This is a genomic window from Acetobacter garciniae (genome assembly GCF_017377735.1).
In the GTDB taxonomy this organism is placed as follows: Bacteria; Pseudomonadota; Alphaproteobacteria; order Acetobacterales; family Acetobacteraceae; genus Acetobacter; species Acetobacter garciniae.
In genome coordinates this window covers 461,735-481,041 of the sequence record NZ_JAFVMH010000002.1, presented here as the reverse complement: position 1 = coordinate 481,041, position 19,307 = coordinate 461,735, and the positions used below count along the sequence as shown (strand labels likewise).

Below are 19,307 nucleotides of genomic sequence, written 5' to 3'. Positions count from 1 at the left end.
CCCCCGCCAGGGGGCAACGGCCTATGGGAGAACAGACAAGACCATGACCAGCCAGCCCCCTCGCCCCCCTCTTCCCGAATTTGTGTACTCGCCCCTTTTCCCCATGGGCAAGGACACCACGACCTACCGCAAGCTTGCTCTCTCAGGTGTCAGCACCTCGCAATGCGGCGGCAAGACCGTGCTGCATATCGCACCCGAAGCCCTGACCGAAATGACGGCCCAGGCCTTTCACGAGGTGGCGCATTTCCTGCGGGCCTCGCACCTGGAAAAACTGGCCGCCATCCTCAAGGACCCCGAAGCCTCGGACAATGACCGCTTCGTGGCCCTGGACCTGTTGCAGAACGCCTGTATCGCGGCGGGCGGGGTGCTGCCCATGTGCCAGGATACGGGCACGGCCATTGTCTTCGGCAAGAAGGGCCAGCGCGTCTGGGTGGACGGGAACGAGGAAATCGCGTTCTCCAAGGGGGTGTACGAAACCTATACCCGCACCAACCTGCGCTATTCGCAGATGGCGCCGCTGACCATGTTCGAGGAAAAGAACACCGGCACCAACCTGCCCGTGCAGTGCGATATTTTCGCAAGCCCCGCCGGCGAGCATGACGAAGAATTCGACATGATGTTCGTCGCCAAAGGGGGTGGTTCGGCCAACAAGACCTTTTTGTTCCAGGAAACGCGCGCCCTGCTGGGGTCGGAACAGCAGTTGCTGGACTGGCTGGACACCAAGGTGCGCACGCTGGGCACGTCGGCGTGCCCGCCCTACCACCTGGCCATTGTCATTGGCGGCATGTCGGCCGAGCAGACGCTCAAGACCGTCAAGCTGGCATCCACCCACTGGTATGACGCCCTGCCCACCAAGGGCGACATTACGGGCCATGCCTTCCGCGATGTGGACATGGAAGCCAAGGTGCTGGAACTGACCCGCAAGCTGGGCATTGGCGCGCAGTTCGGCGGCAAGTATTTCTGCCATGACGTGCGCGTGGTCCGCCTGCCCCGGCATGGTGCATCCCTGCCCGTGGGCATTGGCGTTTCCTGCTCGGCCGACCGGCAGATCAAGGCCAAGATCACGGCGGAGGGCTTCTTTCTCGAAGAACTCGAACATGACCCCGCGCGCTTCCTGCCCGAAACCACGGACGAACATCTGGAAGGCGAGGCCGTCAAGATCGACCTGAACCGCCCGATGGACGAAATCCGGGCCGAACTGTCCAAATACCCGGTCAAGACCCGGCTGGCGCTGACCGGCACGGTGGTTGTGGCGCGCGATATCGCCCATGCCAAGTTCCGCGAACGGCTGCAGCGTGGGGAAGGCCTGCCGCAATACCTCAAGGACCATCCGGTCTATTACGCAGGCCCGGCCAAGACCCCCGAAGGCATGCCCACAGGCTCCTTCGGCCCCACCACGGCGGGGCGGATGGATTCCTACGTGGCCGAATTGCAGGCCAATGGCGGGTCTTACGTGATGCTGGCCAAGGGCAACCGTTCCAAGGCCGTGCGCGATGCCTGCCAGAAATATGGCGGCTTCTACCTCGGCTCCGTCGGCGGTCCGGCGGCACGCCTGGCCAAGGACTGCATCCGCAAGGTGGAGGTTCTGGAATATCCCGAACTGGGCATGGAAGCGGTCTGGAAGATCGAAGTGGAAGACTTCCCCGCCTTTATTGTTATTGATGACAAGGGCAACGACTTCTACGCTGAACTGTAAACCCGGCGGGGCCCTTACAGCGGCCCCGTGCCAGAGGGTGCGGCCCTTCCCTGACGGAAGGGCCGACAGAAAAGGAGTGGTGCGGTTTCATGCGCTTTACAGTGGATCGTCTGGACCATGTTGTCCTGACTGTCAGGGATCTGGAAATTTCCGCCTCGTGGTACCAGCGCGTGCTGGGCATGGAGCGGGAGGAATATGGCCGCAACAACCGCACGGCCCTGCGCTTTGGCGGGCAGAAGCTGAACCTGCGCCCCTATGACGCCCAGGGGTGGGACACCGCGACCCATGCCCTGCCGGGCGGGAACGACCTGTGCTTCATCGCGGCCATTACCAGTGACGACGTGGTCGACCACCTGCGGGCCTGCGGCGTGCGGGTGGTGGAAGGGCCAGTGGCGCGGCTGGGTGCCATCGGCCCCATTACCTCCGTCTACTGCCACGATCCGGATGAAAACCTGATCGAAATCGCGTCCTACCAGGGCTGAACGGATAGGCCTCGGCCTATGCCGGCAGCATTACCAAAAACAAGGGTGCGGGAAGGCTGGTAAAACAGGCCGCCCGCACCCTTGTTTTTTATGCCTGAACAGGCGGGAGACTGTTCAAAAGCCTGCCCGAAACATCCCATTCAATACTGAAAAGTTTTTGGTGAAGCTTTTTTCAAAAAGCTTCAAAGAACGTCACCTTTTTGAAAAAAGGCGACGCCCAAAAACTTTTATATTTATCAAATGGTTTGCTTTGCAGCAGGACCCCGCCAGCCTTGCGCCATGCACCCACCACAGATGGGTGCATGGCTGGCAAGGTGACCGGCCTTACCCCGCCTGCGGCGTGCCCTGCGCATGCGCGGGCTCGGCCGCCGCCGAGTCCTTGTGGGCAGCCCCTGTCCCGGTGGAAGCATGGGTGGGTGCGCCATTCTGGGCGGGCACGGCCTGGGGTTCACCCTTGCCCAGCCAGCCGCCGGTAAAGCCCGCGCGTTCCAGCCCCCGACGGATCACGTCGTTGGTCTTCATGGTGTCCCATACCAGGCCGGTACGCCAGTTTTCCGTCATCAGCAGGATCGGCCCCTGGTCTATGCCCAGATAGGTGTTATCGGCCCAGAAATCCTGCTGCCCGTTTTCGTGGTAGCTGGGGTTGAAGGCATCCACAAAGCCATACTGGCCGTAAATGCGCTGGCCGTAGCGGTTTTTCATGGTCCGCAGGGCGGGAAGGGCGATCTCGGGCGCGAAGGCGATGGAGCCACCTGCCGCCGTGGGTGCAAGCGTGCCGTCATCAAGCGTGTAGTCACGCCCCACGCCGCGGGCGGAATAGCTCATGAACTTGCGCTGCTGGCCATCTTCCGTGCGGGTTGTCTCGGCCGGGCCATCGCTTGCTGTCAGACCCCAGACATTGGGGCCGTAATCATGCCATTTGCCGGGATTGGCCTGGGCATAATTGCGCTGGGCATAGACCGCGCGGCGGCTGTTCTCGAAATAATCGAGCTGTTTCTCGCGGCTCCAGTCATCGCGGATTCCGCGAAAGTCGATCCAGGCATGGGTATACTGGTGCCCGAACAGCGGCGCGAAGTTAAGGAAGGTCTGCCCGTAGGACTTGCCCCAGCGCTGCGCATTGGTGGAAAGCCAGGCCTGCCATGACGCGGGTTCAAGCGGCGAATGGGTCGCCCCCAGGCCAAGGATATAGAGCATCATGCCCTCGTTATACCCTTCCCAGTAATTGGCGAGAAAACCATGCTCGGGCGACCAGCCCATGCTCATGCGGTTGTCGGGGCGACGCATCCACTGCCAGTCCACGCGGTTGAACAGCGTATCGGCCAGTTGGCGGATTTCGCGTTCCTGCACCGTATCGGCCGTATAGAAACTGCGCGCGAACAGCACGCCCTGCATGAGCAACGCCGTATCGATGCTGGAAAGTTCGGTATCGTGATTGAAGCGCATGCCGGTTTTATGGTCGAGAAAATGATAGAAAAACCCGTGATACCCGGCTGTCCGGTCCTGCGTTGCGTTCTGGGGCAGGCGCAGCAGGGTGCGCAGGGTCAGCAGCGTGCGCTCCACCGCCTGCTCACGCGTGATATAGCCACGCGAAACCCCGATACCGTAAGCCGTCAGCCCGAAGCCGACCGAGGCAACACTGCTCTGGGTCTGGTCGGACGGGTAGCGATCGGGCACCAGGCCGGTGGTCAGGTCGGCCGAATCCCAGAACCAGTCGAATGTCCGGTGTTCAAGGTCTTCGACCAGGGGCTTGTCCGCAACGGGAAGCGGACGCTCGGCACCAGACTTGTGCATGGCGGCGGGAACGGCCCGCGCGGCAGGGGCCGCAGCCTGGCTGGCCGCCGATGCCTGGGCCGATGCCGCCACCTGCGCCTGGGCGGCGCCGGGCACCAGCCCAATGCCCAGGCCGGTCAAGGCGCTGGCCAGAGCCAGGGCTCTCAGGCCTTTTGCAATTCTACCCGCACCTGTCGACACAGAAGACGGCACTGCCTGCACCTGTCTGTCTGCCCGCCATTTTGTCTGTACGATGTCACTTTTCGTCGTTTTGGTCGTTATCACCTTAACCCATACTCCGTCCTGCCCTTGCCATCGTCCAACAGGAATCCCCCTGCGGGGCGTCCTGTACGCAGGTTAACACATGATTGAAATTTGTCGCCGACGCCACAAAGACAACCCTGCTACCCGATCTATGACATTTTGGAGGCGCTGAAGGGGCGATTACGTGCCGTAGCGGAAGATATTGAGATCTTCATAGGCGATATCGGGGGTGCGCCCGGTCATGATATCGGCCAGCACCCGACCCGATCCGCAGGCCATGGTCCAGCCAAGCGTGCCATGGCCCGTGTTCAGGTACAGGTTTTCCAGCGCGGTGCGCCCGATCACGGGTGTGCCGTCGGGCGTCATGGGCCGCAGGCCGGTCCAGAACAGGGCTTTGGACACGTCGCAACTGCCGGGAAACATATCCGTCACGGAATGTTCCAGCGTGGCGCGCCGGGGTTCGCGCAGGCGCAGGCTGAACCCGGCCAGTTCCGCCGTGCCCCCCACGCGCACGCGGTCCCCCAGGCGGGTAATGGCGATCTTGAACGTCTCGTCCATGATGGTGGAGACCGGAGCGCGGGCCGCATCCGTAATATCGGCCGTCAGCGAATAGCCCTTGACCGGATAGACCGGCAGACGCATGCCTAGGGGGCGCAGCAGGGCAGGCGTGTAGCTGCCCATGGTAGCCACGTAGCGATCGGCAGTCAGCACGCCGCGTGTGGTTTCCACCCCCGTAACACGCCCGCCATCGGCACGGATGCGGCGGATGGTGGTCCCGTACAGGAACGTCACCCCGGCCGCACGCGCCATTTCGGCCAGGTTTTGCGTGAACTTGAACGCATCCCCCGTTTCGTCACCGGGCAGGCGCAGGCCCCCCACGATCTTGTGGGCTGACGCCGCAAGCCCCGGTTCGGCCCGCACGCAGGCCGCCGTGTCCATGACTTCGTACGGCACGTCGTACTGACGCAGCACGGCAAGGTCGGAGGCGATGCTGTCAAGCTGCTTGGCGGTTCTGAACACCTGCAAGGTGCCCTGCTGGCGGTCATCGTACGTAATGCCGGTTTCAGCCCGCAAATCGCGCAATACGTCGCGGCTGTATTCAGCCAGGCGGACCATGCGCCCCTTGTTGCGGTTATAGGCGGGGGTCGTGCAGTTTTCGAGCATCTGTACCAGCCAGCGCCACAAATGCGGATCCGGCATGGGCCAGAACACGAAGGGCCGGTATTTCATAAGCAGCCATTTGACACTTTTCAGCGGCACACCGGGCCCGGCCCAGGGGGAGGAATACCCCGGTGAAACCTGCCCGGCATTGGCGAAGCTGGTTTCAAGCCCGGCGGCTTCCTGCCGGTCGACCACCGTCACCTCGTGCCCGGCGCGCGCCAGGTACCACGCCGAGGTCACGCCCACGACGCCGCTGCCCAGAACAAGAATTTTCATGCTGATGCTCTTTCCGTCACACTCAAGGGGCTGGATTGTCGGCGTAAATCCGGTGATAGCGCCGCCCGAGCGAGGTCAGGACTTCGTACCCGATCGTCCCTTCCGCCGCCCCTACGGCATCCACGCCGTAGGTCTCGTTCAAAAGATCCACCATGCCGTCGGCCTCAAGCTGGCCTTGGGGCAGGTGTGAAATATCGACTGTCATGGAATCCATGGAAATCCGGCCCAGAATGGGCAGGCGCACGCCCCTGAACCACACGCAGCCCGTACCCGCACCCTGCCGGGCAAAGCCATCGGCATAGCCCACGCTGATCGTGGCCACGCGGCACGGCCCCTGCGCCTGCCAGGTCAGCCCGTAGCCCACGCGGTCCCCCTTGTTGAGCGCGCGGGTCTGCAACACATGGGCCTGCAGGCGCACTACCTGGCGCAGCGGATTGGGCCCCGTCATGTTGGGGGCCACGCCATACAGGGCCGCACCGGGGCGCACGAGGTCGAAGTGATAATCCGGCCCCAAAAACACGCCCGATGACGCGGCAAGGCTGAGGGGGGCCGGCGGCAACAGGGCGGCGTAGTCGCGCAGCCGGGCGGCCTGCATGGCGTTGGCCGGGTCCGCCGGATTATCCGCGCAGGCAAGGTGGCTCATGATCAGCGAGACCGAAAGCCCTTCCAGCAGGGCAGGGTCGCCCGCGACGCGACGCAGTTCGGCCTCCGCCAGCCCGAAACGCGACATGCCCGTATCAAGCTGAAGGGCGACATCCACCGCCTGCCCACGCTTGCGGGCCGCATCGCGCACCCAGCCGATCTGCTCCAGGCTGTTAAGCACCGGCCGCAGCCCGTGGGCCAGGCAGTCCGCCACCGCATCGGGCCGGGGGCCATGCAGCACGGTCACGCCGCAACGCGCGGAGACATGCTGGCGCAGGGCCAGGCCTTCATCCACATGGGCGACGAAAAACTGCCGCGCCCCCGCGTGTTCAAGGGCCGGGGCCACACGGGCAGCGCCCAGCCCATAAGCGTCGGCCTTGACCACGGCGGCACAGATGGAGCGCGATGCGCGATGCGCCACGTGCCGGTAATTGAACGCGACAGCCCCCAGATCGATGGTCAGCACCGCCCCCGCGCGACTGGACGGCCAGGTGGCCTGCCCCGACGACTGGGTGCCGCAAGCCCCTTGGGCCGCAGCCCCCGCGGGGAAAAATGCCGGGTTGGAAAGCATGGCCACGCACACCACCTGCTTTGTTACGATGATGAAAGTTTAATCAAGTCCGAATGGCAAATCCTGCCATTATGTAGCATATTCTGCCGTTATTACTTTATTCTAGAATTATCTTGCACAAAATAACGGGAAAAGACAGATCATGTCAGATCGCACGACAGAGGCCATTCTGCGGCACCTGCGCCATGACGGGCGGCTGAGCAATGCCGACCTGGCCGAACGAATCGGGCTTTCGCCATCGACCTGCCTGCGCCGCGTGCGCAAGCTGGAGCAGGAAGGCGTCATTCGCGGCTACCAGGCCATTATCGCCCGGCGGAGCCAGATTCCCGTTGCCACGGTGATCGTGCAGATCACGCTGGAACGACAGACCGAAGAATGCCTGCGCCGGTTTGAAAGCCGTATCCGCGAATGCCCCGATGTGCGCGAATGTTACCTGATGACGGGCGATGCCGATTACCTGCTGCGGGTGGAAGCACGCGACATGCAGGATTACGAACGCATCCATAAGGAAGAACTCTCCCGCATGCCCGGCGTGGTGCGTATCCAGAGCAACTTCGCCATTCGCCCGGTCGTGCAGCAGCAGGACAGGACCTGACTGCCAGGCCCCCATTGGGGCGCAACCGGCCCGGCCCCCTCCCCGTCAGGTCTGCCGGCGCCGCCAAGTCCGTTACGGAAAAGAATTATGTCGCATCAGTTAAACTATAGTCCGTTAAAATTCTGTTCGCATTCCAGAATTTTTTACGTATAGTTAACGATAAGCCGCCCGAAAGCAGGATGGCTGCCGTATCTGCGAACACGATCAGAAAGCATGTATGATGCCTGTACGCAAAATGCCTGCACTATACATGCGCTGTTCGCCGCACGGCCGGTCCGTACCCACGAAATTCAGATTTTTATAGACGCCGCCCCATTGAAGACAGGCCGCCCACGCGCCGCCCTGCATTATAACCGAAACGAATAGGTGACCTTTGCGACCATTAGGCATCAAAGCTTCTCTCGGCCTCGTGCAGTTATTTGTCGCAGGTGCGTGTATTGTAGCGGGCGTCAGCTCCATCTGGGGGCTCAAGGAAGTCAGTAACCAGATCGAGCAGATCGACCACAAATCCATTGCCAGCATCAAGGCCATTGCCCCGATCGACGACCTGCTGCGGGCGTTCCGGATAACCGAGTCAGAACAGCTTGCAGCCACAACGCCCGAGACCATGGCCATGCTGGCCTCCCTCGTCACCGCGATCGAGGATGAGGAAGGGGCGAATATCAAGGCCTATGCGCCGCTGGTGTCATCCCCGCAGGAGGCAACGCTGTTTCGCAACCTGCAAACGGAATGGGCGCAATACAAGACCGACCATGACGACACATTCAAGAACTGGGTGATTTCGGCGGACAAAAGCAACGCCATTGCCGCAGGGGCGCGCCTGCGCGACTTGCAGGAAACCATGGCGTCCACCCTGGCGTCGCTGACCACCGTCAACATCGCCCATGCCGTCAGCTACGCCAGGGAATCGCAGGCGGCCTACAAGGCAACGCTGTGGCGCGTCTATACCGCCTATGCTGCGCTGTTCGTGGTCATGGTCGTCTCTGCCTTTGTGGTCATGTACAACATTCTGCGCCCGCTCCAGAAGATCAACACCGCCATTACCCGCCTGGCCAAGGGGCAGACGGACCAGACCTTCCCCTTTTCTGTCCGCAAGGATGAAATTGGCGATATTTCGCGTTCGCTGGAAATTTTCCGGGCCGAGGCCATCGCCAAGCAGAAGCTGGAACGGGATTCCGAAGCCCAGCGCCAGCAGGCGGAAGCCGAGCGGATCGCCATCCAGAACAGAGCCGAGGCCGAAGCGTCCGAACGGCTGCACAAGGCCACGGGCGATCTGGCGGCCGGGCTGCGGCGGATGGCGGCGGGCGACCTGTCCTTTCAGGTCGAGACGATGTTTTCCGAAGAATTCGAGCCCCTGCGCCATGACTTCAACCAGTCCCTGGCCCAGTTGGCGGAAGCGTTTTCGCAGATGTCGCGTGCCGTGCACACCATTACCAACGGCACCCGCGAACTGGCCACCGGGGCCGACCACCTGGCCCGCCGGACCGAACAGCAGGCCGCATCGCTGGAAGAAACGGCGGCGTCCGTCGCAGGAATTGCCCGCAGTGTGGCGGATTCGGCCAAGCGGTCGGAAAATGCGCAGCAGATCGGAACCCAGGCCCGCCAGTCCGCAGCGACTTCGGCCACCATCACCCACGAGACAGAGGAAGCCATGCGCCGGATCGAGCACGGTTCGGAGCAGATTACCTCCATTGTCGATGTGATCGACAATATTGCCTTCCAGACCAATATTCTCGCGCTCAACGCCAGTGTGGAAGCGGCGCGGGCGGGGGATGTCGGCCGGGGCTTTGCCGTCGTCGCCAACGAGGTTCGGGCCTTGGCGCAGAAAAGTGCCGAAGCGGCAAAGGACGTGCGCGCCGTCATTCGCAAGACCGCCGCGGACGTAAAAGAAGGGTCGGAACGCGTGCGCGACAGCAGCGACACGCTACGGACCATTTCCGATTTTATCAGCGAAATGGGCGAACATCTGGACGCCATTGCCACGGCCGCGCGTGAACAATCCTCCAGCCTGTCAGAAATCAACACCGCCGTGGGCTCGCTCGACCAGACCACCCAGCAGAATGCGGCCGTGGCTGAGGAATTCAACGCCACATCCCGCAGCCTGGCGGATGAAAGCCACAAGCTCAACGGGCTGGTGAGGCAGTTCCAACTCCCCGAGGAAACAGGCTTCTACCGTCAGGATCTGGCCATAGAAGAACGCAGCCCCGCCCGCCCACGCCTGGTGCAATAATCCCTTCGCTGTCGCGAAAAGACTTCCCTCAAACACCTGATCGTAAAATAGAAGAAAAGTTTTTGGTAAAGCTTTTTTTAAAAGCTTCACGAACGTCACCTAAAAAAGGCGACACCCAAAAACTTTTCCACAACTGCCGGCAGGGGCTTTCAGTCCTCGTCCGCTTCATCCGCGTCCTTGTCCAGGTCGCGTTTGACTTCGGGCAGGCGCAGAAGCGTGTCGACATGCATGGCGGTATCGAGCGCCGTATCGGCCTGGAAATGCAGTTCCGGCACGGTGCGCAGGCGCAGCGTGTGGGCCATTTGCGTGCGCAGCCAGGGTGCAGCCCGCTTGAGGGCGGGCAACAGGCTGGCAATATCGCTGCGGCCCAGCCGGGTGACAAAAACCGTCGCATGCCGGAAATCGGGGGCCAGCCGAACCTCTGTCACGGTAATGGTCGCGTCAGACAGGTCCGGGTCGCGAAAGGCGGTGCGGGCGAACAGTTCCGCCAGAACACGCCGCACTTCCTCGCCTACGCGAAGCTGACGTTGTGAAGGGCCAGATGAGGAAAGGCCGGCGAGATAGTCCGCCGGCCCTCCCGCTTTACCCGCACTGTTTTTACGGCTCATGCCGGAACCAGCTCACTTTCGAAGCATTCCACCACGTCGCCTTCGCGCAGGTCGTTATACCCCGCGAAAGACAGGCCGCATTCGTAACCCTTGGTCACTTCCTTCACGTCGTCCTTGAAGCGCTTGAGCTGGCTCAGATCGCCTTCATGGATCACCACGCCATCACGCAGCAGACGCACGCCGCAGCCACGCTTGACCACGCCGTCGGTAATGAAGCAACCGGCCACCTTGCCAACCTTGCTGATTTCGAAAACCTTGCGGATTTCGGCATAGCCAAGGAACTTCTCGCGGTGCTTGGGCGCCTGCTTGCCGCGCACCAGGGCTTCCACGTCATCCGCCACCTGATAGATGATGGAATAGTAGCGGATATCCACACCTTCGCGCTGGGCCAAGGTACGGGCCTGTGCCGTGGCACGGACGTTGAAGGCGATAATGACCGCATCCGACGCCTTGGCCAGTTGCACATCGCTTTCGGTGATCTGCCCCACCGAGGCGTTGAGGACGCGCACGCCCACTTCCTCGTTGGCGAGCTTGAGCACCGTCGCCTGCAACGCTTCCGCCGAACCCTGCACATCCGCCTTGATCAGGACGGAGACTTCCTTCTGGTCGCCTGCCTGGATACGGGCCAGCATCTGGTCCAGCGTGCCGCGCGCGGCAACCTGGCCAGCCACCTGGTGTTCCTTGAGCTTGCGCTGGCGGAATTCGGAAATCTCGCGAGCGCGATTCTCGTTTTCCACCACCACGAACGGAGCCCCTGCGGCGGGCACACCCGACAGGCCCAGGATTTCCACGGGCATGGAAGGCCCGGCTTCATCCACCTGACGGCTGCGATCGTCGACCAGGGCGCGCACGCGGCCCCATTCGGCGCCGGCCACCACAATGTCGCCCTTGCGCAGCGTGCCCTTCTGCACCAGCACGGAGGCCACCGAACCGCGTCCGCGATCCAGACGGCTTTCGATCACCGCACCTTCGCCCGGACGGTCGGGATTGGCCTGCAGTTCCAGGATTTCGGCCTGGAGCAGAATGGCCTCTTCCAGCTTGTCGAGGCCGGTCCGCTTAAGGGCCGAAACCTCGATTTCCTGCGTGTCGCCACCCATGGATTCCACAACGATTTCATGTTGCAGCAGTTCCTGGCGCACACGGTCGGGCTTGGCTCCGGGCTTGTCCATCTTGTTGATGGCGATAATCATCGGAACCTTGGCGGCCTTGGCGTGCTTGATGGCCTCGATGGTCTGGGGCATCACGCCGTCATCCGCCGCAACCACCAGCACCACCACGTCGGTAATGGACGCGCCACGGGCACGCATGGCCGTAAAGGCTTCATGACCCGGCGTATCGAGGAAGGTGATCCGCGCCCCAGAAGGCAGGGTGACCTGATAGGCCCCGATATGCTGGGTAATGCCCCCGGCTTCGCCCGCCGCAACATCCGTCGTGCGCAGCGCGTCCAGCAGCGAGGTCTTGCCGTGATCGACATGGCCCATGATGGTCACCACAGGCGGACGGGCCTGCATGTCCTCGGCCGTGTCCTTGCCGCCTTCGATACCCAGTTCCACGTCCGCTTCGGAAACACGGCGCACGCGGTGGCCGAATTCCTCCACCACCAGTTCGGCCGTATCGGCGTCGATGGACTGGGTCACGGTGGCCATGACACCCATTTTCATGAGCGCCTTGATCACCTCACCCTGGCGGGCGGCCATACGGTTGGCCAGTTCCTGCACGGTAATGGTTTCGGGCAGGATCACGTCGCGCACCACCTTCACCTGGTCGGAACGCAGGCGTTCAAGCTCGGCCTGGCGGCGTTCACGCTCACGCTGGCGCCGCACGGAAGCGAGCGAACGGGTCTTGTCGTCATCCCCTTCGATCGCGGCCTGCACGTCGATCCGCCCGGCGCGACGGCCACCGCCGGTCTCACCCTTGCGGCCGCTGCTGCTCTTGCGGGGCGGGACGGCCTTGTTACGGACCGGACCGCGGCGCTGCTCTTCTTCCGTCTCCATGCCGCGACCCGAACGCAGGCGCAGGGTCTGGGCCGGGCTTGCCGCGTCACGATCGGCCGCGGGACCTTCCGCCGGCTGGCGGCTGGCCGGAGCAGCCGTTGCGGGGCGCAGCGGCTTGGGCGGCATGATGGCGCGTTCAGCCAGCGGGCGCAGCCTGCCGGCAGGTGGCGCCAGTGTGACCTCACCGGGGATGGGGACCGCGGAAACCACGGGTTCCTTGGATTCGATGGGCTTGATGGCGTCGATACGGGCCTTGCGCTCGGCTTCTTCCGCCTGGGCCTGGGCCGCGGCCTGTTCCTCGGCGGCGCGCTTGTCTTCCTCTTCCTTGCGACGGGCTTCTTCCGCCGCGGAGAGAATGCGGATCTTCTCCGCCTCGCGCCGTTCGGCTTCGCGCCGCTCGGCCAGTTCTGCTTCTTTGTGCTGTTCTTCAAGCACGCGCTGGCGCATGGCCAGCTCGGCCGCGGTCAGTGTACGGCCAGCACCCGGACGCGCGCCGCCAGCCCCACCGGGACCCGCACCGCGTTTTTTACGCACCTCTACCTGCACAACCTTGGAGCGGCCATGACTGAAACTCTGCCGCACGGATCCGGCATCGACCGTCCGTCCAACCTCCGAACGTCCTGCCGGCCGAAGGGACAAACGCCCTTTACCCTGATCCTGATCCTTGCCTTCGCTCATTGACCCGCCTGTTCAAACCCGTCTGCCGGAAAGGTCCGACAGACCCGGGAGCCGCTTTGTGCCACCCCCGTAAAACGCGTGTTTTCATGACTCAGACGCTCAGCCAGCCCGCCGGCCGCCAGCGCCACATTCACAACCCGTTCACGCCCGAAAACCTTTGCCAGTTCCCCTGCCGTCAACGTTCTTACCACTGGAATATCCCGCCCACCCGAAAGCAGGCGGTCCAGTTCCTCACGACTTCCATCCAGCGCGTGGACGATAACCGCAGCACGATGCTGCACCACCCATTCGCGCGCCTTCGTGAAACCGCTTACAGCCTGACCGGCTCTTCTCGCCAGTCCGATGCAATCCGTTACCCGCCGCAGCAATCCGCCCTCCACCTGGGAGAGCAGGTTCTCCGGCACCTTGACCTGCATCCGCGCGGCACGTGCGAACACGCCACGAGCGCGGGCCTGTTCTATCACATCCCGCCGGGCACTCAACCAAATTCCCCGACCGGGCAGACGTGCGTCCAGGTCGGGCACCACGACACCGGCGGGGGAGACGACGAACCGAAGCATCAGTTCCGGCACCCCTTCCTCCCGCGTCAGGGCGCAGCGCCTGTGCCGCCCTTTTTCGTCCTGCGCATCCGAACCGGGTTCAGGGGCACAGGGTGCCAAAGGGGCAGGGTCCTGGCGCTCGGGCAGGTCGGTATTACTCACCCTTGTATCAGGCCTTCCAGAGCTACCTTCAGGCGCTGGCCCCACCGTCTTCCTGCTCGGTGGAAGACGGCTTGGCTTCATCCTCGAACCAATGCGCGCGGGCTGCCATGACAATTTCATTGGCTGCGTCTTCTTCGATGACCTCGGCCCCGAGAAGCTCAACCAGTTCGTCACCTGCCAGATCGGCCAGGTCGTCCAGTGTTTTTACACCTTTTTCACCCAGTGTCACAAGCATCTGGTTCGTGAACACGCCCATATTGGCAATATCGTCGGACACGCCCAGGTCACGGCGGTGTTCGTCCAGCTTTTCTTCCTGCCGGACCAGATGCGCTTCCGCCCGCTGCATCAGCTCGCTCACGACCGACTCGTCAAATCCTTCGATCGTGTTCAGCTCGTCCGGGTCGGCGTAGGCCAGTTCCTCGATATTGTGGAAGCCTTCGGTCACCAGCAGGCTGGCAATCACATCGTCGACATCGAGAGCTTCGACGAACTGCGCGGTGCGGCGGCGGAATTCTTCCTGCCTGCGTTCGGATTCCTCGGCCTCGGTCAGGATATCGATATCCCACCGGGTCAACTGGCTGGCCAGACGCACGTTCTGCCCGCGCCGACCGATCGCAAGGGAAAGCTGGTCATCGGGCACGACAACTTCAACCCGCCCGGCTTCCTCATCCATCACCACCTTGGAGACTTCGGCCGGGGCCAGCGCGTTCACCACGAAGGTGGCGGCCTGCGGGCTCCAGGGGATGATGTCGATTTTCTCGCCCTGCAATTCGGCCACGACCGCCTGCACGCGCGAGCCACGCATACCCACGCACGCGCCGACCGGGTCGATGGACGCATCGCGCGAGATCACGGCCATCTTGGCGCGCGAACCGGGGTCACGCGCAACGGCCTTGATCTCGATGATGCCGTCGTAGATTTCGGGCACTTCCTGCGCGAACAGCTTGGCCAGGAAGGCCGGATGCGTGCGGGAGAGGAAAATCTGCGGGCCACGGGGTTCGTCACGCACGTCATAAATATAGGCGCGCACGCGATCCGAATTGCGGAAGGTCTCACGCGGGATCAGTTCGTCACGCCGCAGCAGGGCCTCGGCGGAGCCGATTTCGACCAGCAGGTTACCGTATTCGGTGCGCTTGACCGTGCCGTTGACGATCTCGCCCACGCGGTCCTTGAATTCGTTGTACTGGCGCTTGCGCTCGTATTCACGCACGCGCTGGACAATGACCTGCTTGGCGGTCTGGGCGGCAATGCGCCCGAAATCGATCGGGGGCAGCGGATCGATCAGGTATTCACCCGCCTGGATTTCGGGGCGGAAACGCTGGGCGATGGCCAGGGCGATCTGGGTGTCTTCGTTTTCGACCTGCTCGACCACTTCCGTCCAGCGCGACAGCCGCACTTCGCCGGAACGGCGGTCGATGGTGGCGCGAATGTCCTTTTCGTGGCCGTATTTGGCGCGTCCGGCTTTCTGGATGGCCTGCTCCATGGCCTCCAGAACCTCCTCACGCTCGATACCTTTCTCGCGCGAGACGGCGTCTGCCACCAAAAGCAGTTCAGGACGGGAAACAGAGGTATCCATGCTCTCAGCTCTCCAAAGCACGCAGCTTCATCAATGTACCTTACGCCCGGAATTCGGGCGGGGGGCGGGGCGAGCCGACGGGTCCTGCCCGCCTTCGCGCCCACCTGGCGCCGTATCCGTATCAGACTCCGCCGCGGGCTGGGCCAGGCGTGCGCTGGCCTCGATCAGCGCGTCGGTCAGAACCAGTCTTGCGCGACGGATTTCGGCCAGCGGCAGCGCCACTTCCTGGCCATCGTCCAGCCGGAGGCGCGCGACGTTGTCGTCACACCCCAGCACCGCGCCTGCAAAGCGGCGGCGCCCGTCCTGGGGCACCATAAGCTCCACCTTGGCCTGATGGCCGGCAAAGCGGTTCCAGTCCTTCGCCCGTGTCAGGGGGCGGTCGATTCCGGCGGAGGAGACTTCCAGCGTCCAGGCACCGGGAATGGGGTCTTCCACATCCAGCAGCGCACCCACCGCATGGCTGATGCGCTCGCAATCCTCCACGCCGATCAGCGCGCCATCGGCCCGGTCCGCCATGATCTGGACCGTCGGGCGTTCGCGCCCTAGCACCGCCACGCGCACGATCTCATACCCCATGTCGTCCAGGGCGGGAGAAATCAGCGCGACAAGGCGGCCTTCAAGGCCAGTATGGGCAGAAAGATCAGCGTCCAATGCAAAAAAGGCGGCCCGTCAAGGCCACCCCCCGAAACGTTATGACTTATTGAGAAGGATGAGCCTGTATGTAGGGGATGGGCGACAAAACCGCAAGGGGCGGAAAAAACTGCCATCCCTGCGCAGAGCTGGTACTTTACACGCAGCCGGACCTGAAAATAAGTTTAGTTCCGGGCATGACGTTTACGCGTTGCATCGTGGCGCGACCATGCTTTTATGGAAACCGGCGCGACATATTTGCAACGTGGTGCTTCAAAAGCGGGTGGCACCCATTATGGCGGGCCGGGAGGGCAGATCGTTCATGCACAAAGAACCGGAACCGGCCTGGAAGCCACAGCCCCGCGCGGCGGAAGCCGCGTCAGGCGGGCGCATGGCGCTGATCGGGCTGGCCGCCTGCGTGCTGGTGGCCGGGGCGGGTGTCCATTTCATGGGGGGCGGCAAGGGTGTGGGCACCACGCCCGCCGTGGAAAGCACGCAGGCGGCGGATGACGCCAACCGCACGGGCCTGCCGCTGAACCTGATATCCCCCGAAAAAGCCGCACAGACACTGGCTGCAACCGATTATTCGGCCGATGAACAGGCCAGTATCCTGGCCGCCGTCAAACGCCGGGATGCGCGTCTTGCGGTCATGCCCATCTATGATGCGTCGGGCACGGGGGGGACCGTCACCCTTATCTGCGGGGCATGGCACCATGTGGTGCACCTGACCCCCACGCCCCAGACCGTGGTGCTGCCCATTGCCATGAGCGGGCATGTCGATATCATACCGGTGACGGACCCCGGCCCGACAGGTATTGCCAGCGGCGTTCTGACCGTATTTGGCCCACAAACCCTGCCGATCGTATATAAAGGGGATACCCTGGCTTTGACGGTCATTGCACAATGAAGGCGCTGCTACCGACCCTGAACCGGCTGATGCCGCTGATGATGGTGATCTTCCTGCTGCTGGCCAGCATCCAGATCGCGCTCAGCCTGCATCTGTCCGTGCATTCCATCGTGCATGTGCTGCAATGGGGGGCATCGCTCTGGCCGGCACTGGCCGGGGGCGGGTTGTTGCTGAGTGTCGCAGGCCTTTTGTTCGAAACACGCGCCGAAAAAATCGCACGCAAGGGGCTATTACGCCGCAGGGGGTTCATCATGGATGTTCTGGCCAGACTGACCAACCGCGCCGCATTGGAAGACATGCTGGCGCGCGAACAGCGCGAAACCACACTGGATGCCGAAGAACTGGCCGCCAACCTGCGCGCCCGCGTGATCGGGCAGGACCAGGTGTGCGAAGACATGGCCCAGCAGCTCCGCCGTCGCCTGGCGTTGCAGGTGCGCGGCAAGCCGGTGGGCATTTTCCTGCTGGCCGGCCCGCCGGGCACGGGCAAGACCTACCTGGCCAAGCAGCTTGCGCGCCAGCTTGACCGCCCGCTGCTGCATTTCGACATGACGCAGATGAGCAGCCCCCACGCCGCCACCCAGCTTTTTGGCGCGCCAAAGGGCTATGTGGGGTCGGACAGCTACGGCAAGCTGACCGGCGGGTTGCAGGAAAAGCCCGACGCCGTGGTGCTGCTGGACGAGATCGAGAAAGCCCACCCCGATGTGTTCAAGAAATTCCTGACCGCATGGAATGACGGCCACATTACCGAGGCCTCCACCGGGCAGCAGATTTCCACCGTGCGCGCCATTTTCATGCTGACCTCCAACATCGCCACCGAGGCGCTGACGGAGATTGCCGACCGGCTGCACAACGACCCCGATCGCATGCGCGCCGAGTCGGTCGAGGCCCTGCGCCAGGCCGGGTTCGCGCCAGAGGTGCTGAACCGCCTGGACCGTATTTTCGTGTTCCGTCCGCTGCGGGGGCTGGATATCGCCCGTGTGGCCGCGCTGGAAATCGAAACCATGATCGAAGGCTACGGGCTGAAGGTGGATACGGGCGGGATCGACGCGGCCCTGCTGATCGACGTCATGCGCCGCCAGAGCCGCATGGGCGATGCCGCATCCGCCCGCGACCTGGTGCGCTCCATCGAGGACATGATCAGCGAATCCCTCATTATCGCGCGCCAGCAGGGGGCCAGCATGGTCCGGCTGGTGAAGGAGGACGACGGCAGCGTGATCGCCAAGGTAGCCACAAGCCCGGCGGAAGCACGCGACAGCCTGCACGCCCCCATGACGCCGTAGGCTTTTTTGGCCTACTCGTCGCGGGCAGTATTCGCGCGCGTATTCCGCCTGCCTGATCCACAGGGCCGCCATGAACGGCCCGCCGGATTCGGGACCTGCCACGCCGATAGGGGCACGACACGCACACGCCAGTACCCCCCTGCCCCCGATTCTTCTTTTTCTTTGCTGACCCGAGGCCCCCATGTCCGCTTTTACCCGCCTGTGGCACCGTGCCCCGCTATGGCGTGCAGCACTGTTTACCGCTGGCGTGTGCGGTATCCTGACCGTCATGTTCCCCGCCCCCTGGCTGGCCAGCCGCCTGCCCGCCTATGGTTCGCTGGGCGGGAAGATCCGCCACATGATAGGGGCGGACAGCACCGGTTCGGACAAGACGGATAACGAGGACAGCAGCAACGCCCTGCACCCGGATGAAGACCGGCGCACAGTCTCGGCCCCGCCGATGGATGCGCAGTTCGAAGGCACGATTCCCTTTGCGGGCAGGCAGTTGCCGCTGCCGGCGGGCAAATGGCACCCCTTGCTGAATTATCAGGACGACGTCGCCCACGGGGAAATCCTGACCTCGCTTTACGTCCGCTCCGAACAGGGGATCGTGACCGGGCTGCTGATCGCGCAGGCCACCACGCAGTCCCTGCCGCTGGGGGATACCCAGCTTGTTCAGGACGAATGCCACAGCACGTTCAATTTCATGTCCGAGTCGCTACCGGCGGACGGGGCAAGCACGGAATGCTGGATGACATCGCCCATCAGGGTGGTGAACAACGTGTTCCTGACATCCAACCAGGCGCTGCAGGCCCTGATCGGCAGCCCGCTGTTCATTCCGCCCGCCGTGCAGCGGCTGACCATGATGGGCTTCGACCTGCCTTCCGTTTTGGTGGATGCGGCGTGGAACCGGATTGAAAAAAGCAAATCCGTGCAGGGCAAACCCGGCAGCGACCACCGCGTGGATTTCCTGAGCGTGCATGCGCTGATAAGCCCCGCCGATATCGGCAGCCGTGCGGTGCCGGGTGCCCCGGAAAACTGGTCCCGCGCGGGCATGTCGGATTCGCTCGCCGTGTCTGACTTCGTGCATCGCACCAATGACTGGCTGCGGGGCTGGACCCCATATCTGCGCCAGGGATTCGCCGGCACCCTGCCCAGCACACCCACACCGGGCAATGCCTCCGCCGACCCGGCCTTTCACGGATAGACCCGCGGCCCAGCGCTGGGGCGGTTTTTCAGGCTGGATCTGTCCGGGGAATATTCCGCC

15 protein-coding genes are annotated in these 19,307 nt (G+C 63.2%); 7 read left to right on the top strand and 8 right to left on the bottom strand.

What is annotated here, in order from left to right:
• The first annotated feature begins 43 nt into the window (after window positions 1–43).
• Window positions 44–1,696: a fumarate hydratase gene (locus J2D77_RS06005; RefSeq protein ID WP_207845375.1), complete on the top strand. Its 1,653-nt coding sequence runs from the start codon at window positions 44–46 to the stop codon at window positions 1,694–1,696.
• Window positions 1,697–1,785: 89 nt separating this feature from the next.
• Window positions 1,786–2,178 carry a VOC family protein gene (locus J2D77_RS06000; protein WP_207845374.1) on the top strand — a complete coding sequence of 131 codons (393 nt, stop codon included), beginning with the start codon at window positions 1,786–1,788 and terminating at the stop codon, window positions 2,176–2,178.
• A 324-nt stretch (window positions 2,179–2,502) separates the two neighbouring features.
• Here J2D77_RS06000 and J2D77_RS05995 read toward each other — a convergent pair whose 3' ends face one another.
• From J2D77_RS05995 to alr, 3 genes are all read right to left on the bottom strand, one after another.
• On the bottom strand, window positions 2,503–3,969 hold the full coding sequence (locus tag J2D77_RS05995) for a glucoamylase family protein (RefSeq protein WP_230975610.1): 1,467 nt from the start codon (window positions 3,967–3,969) through the stop codon (window positions 2,503–2,505).
• A gap of 423 nt (window positions 3,970–4,392) precedes the next feature.
• Complete coding sequence (locus J2D77_RS05990; RefSeq protein WP_207845373.1) at window positions 4,393–5,649, bottom strand: D-amino acid dehydrogenase; 1,257 nt, start codon at window positions 5,647–5,649, stop codon at window positions 4,393–4,395.
• Window positions 5,650–5,671: 22 nt separating this feature from the next.
• Window positions 5,672–6,862, bottom strand: coding sequence for an alanine racemase (gene alr, locus J2D77_RS05985; protein ID WP_207845671.1), 1,191 nt, complete (start codon window positions 6,860–6,862; stop codon window positions 5,672–5,674).
• 142 nt (window positions 6,863–7,004) lie between these two features.
• Between alr and J2D77_RS05980 the strand changes: the two genes are divergently transcribed.
• Together J2D77_RS05980 and J2D77_RS05975 are read left to right on the top strand one after the other, a co-directional pair.
• On the top strand, window positions 7,005–7,457 hold the full coding sequence (locus J2D77_RS05980) for an Lrp/AsnC family transcriptional regulator (protein ID WP_207845372.1): 453 nt from the start codon (window positions 7,005–7,007) through the stop codon (window positions 7,455–7,457).
• Between the two features lie 373 nt (window positions 7,458–7,830).
• On the top strand, window positions 7,831–9,687 hold the full coding sequence (locus tag J2D77_RS05975) for a HAMP domain-containing methyl-accepting chemotaxis protein (protein ID WP_207845371.1): 1,857 nt from the start codon (window positions 7,831–7,833) through the stop codon (window positions 9,685–9,687).
• Between the two features lie 149 nt (window positions 9,688–9,836).
• On the opposite strand, the gene rbfA is transcribed toward J2D77_RS05975, so the two are convergent.
• The 5 genes from rbfA to rimP all read right to left on the bottom strand — a co-directional run bounded on the left by rbfA (window position 9,837) and on the right by rimP (window position 15,895).
• Window positions 9,837–10,295, bottom strand: a complete 459-nt coding sequence (gene rbfA / locus J2D77_RS05970; RefSeq protein WP_207845370.1) for a 30S ribosome-binding factor RbfA — start codon at window positions 10,293–10,295, stop codon at window positions 9,837–9,839.
• On the bottom strand, window positions 10,292–12,967 hold the full coding sequence (gene infB / locus J2D77_RS05965; protein ID WP_207845369.1) for a translation initiation factor IF-2: 2,676 nt from the start codon (window positions 12,965–12,967) through the stop codon (window positions 10,292–10,294). Before infB ends, rbfA begins: the two co-directional genes overlap by 4 nt.
• Window positions 12,964–13,626 (bottom strand): RNA-binding protein, encoded by a 663-nt coding sequence (locus tag J2D77_RS05960; protein WP_230975609.1) that lies wholly within the window; start codon window positions 13,624–13,626, stop codon window positions 12,964–12,966. The genes infB and J2D77_RS05960 overlap by 4 nt, the downstream gene beginning before the upstream one ends.
• A 70-nt stretch (window positions 13,627–13,696) precedes the next feature.
• Complete coding sequence (gene nusA, locus J2D77_RS05955) at window positions 13,697–15,244, bottom strand: transcription termination factor NusA (protein ID WP_207845367.1); 1,548 nt, start codon at window positions 15,242–15,244, stop codon at window positions 13,697–13,699.
• Between the two features lie 30 nt (window positions 15,245–15,274).
• Window positions 15,275–15,895 (bottom strand): ribosome maturation factor RimP, encoded by a 621-nt coding sequence (gene rimP / locus J2D77_RS05950; protein ID WP_207845366.1) that lies wholly within the window; start codon window positions 15,893–15,895, stop codon window positions 15,275–15,277.
• Between the two features lie 301 nt (window positions 15,896–16,196).
• Between rimP and J2D77_RS05945 the strand changes: the two genes are divergently transcribed.
• The 3 genes from J2D77_RS05945 to J2D77_RS05935 all read left to right on the top strand — a co-directional run bounded on the left by J2D77_RS05945 (window position 16,197) and on the right by J2D77_RS05935 (window position 19,247).
• Window positions 16,197–16,781: a hypothetical protein gene (locus tag J2D77_RS05945; protein ID WP_207845365.1), complete on the top strand. Its 585-nt coding sequence runs from the start codon at window positions 16,197–16,199 to the stop codon at window positions 16,779–16,781.
• On the top strand, window positions 16,778–18,061 hold the full coding sequence (locus J2D77_RS05940; RefSeq protein WP_207845364.1) for an AAA family ATPase: 1,284 nt from the start codon (window positions 16,778–16,780) through the stop codon (window positions 18,059–18,061). The genes J2D77_RS05945 and J2D77_RS05940 overlap by 4 nt, the downstream gene beginning before the upstream one ends.
• Window positions 18,062–18,242: 181 nt before the next feature.
• Complete coding sequence (locus J2D77_RS05935) at window positions 18,243–19,247, top strand: hypothetical protein (RefSeq protein WP_207845363.1); 1,005 nt, start codon at window positions 18,243–18,245, stop codon at window positions 19,245–19,247.
• Window positions 19,248–19,307 lie beyond the last annotated feature (60 nt).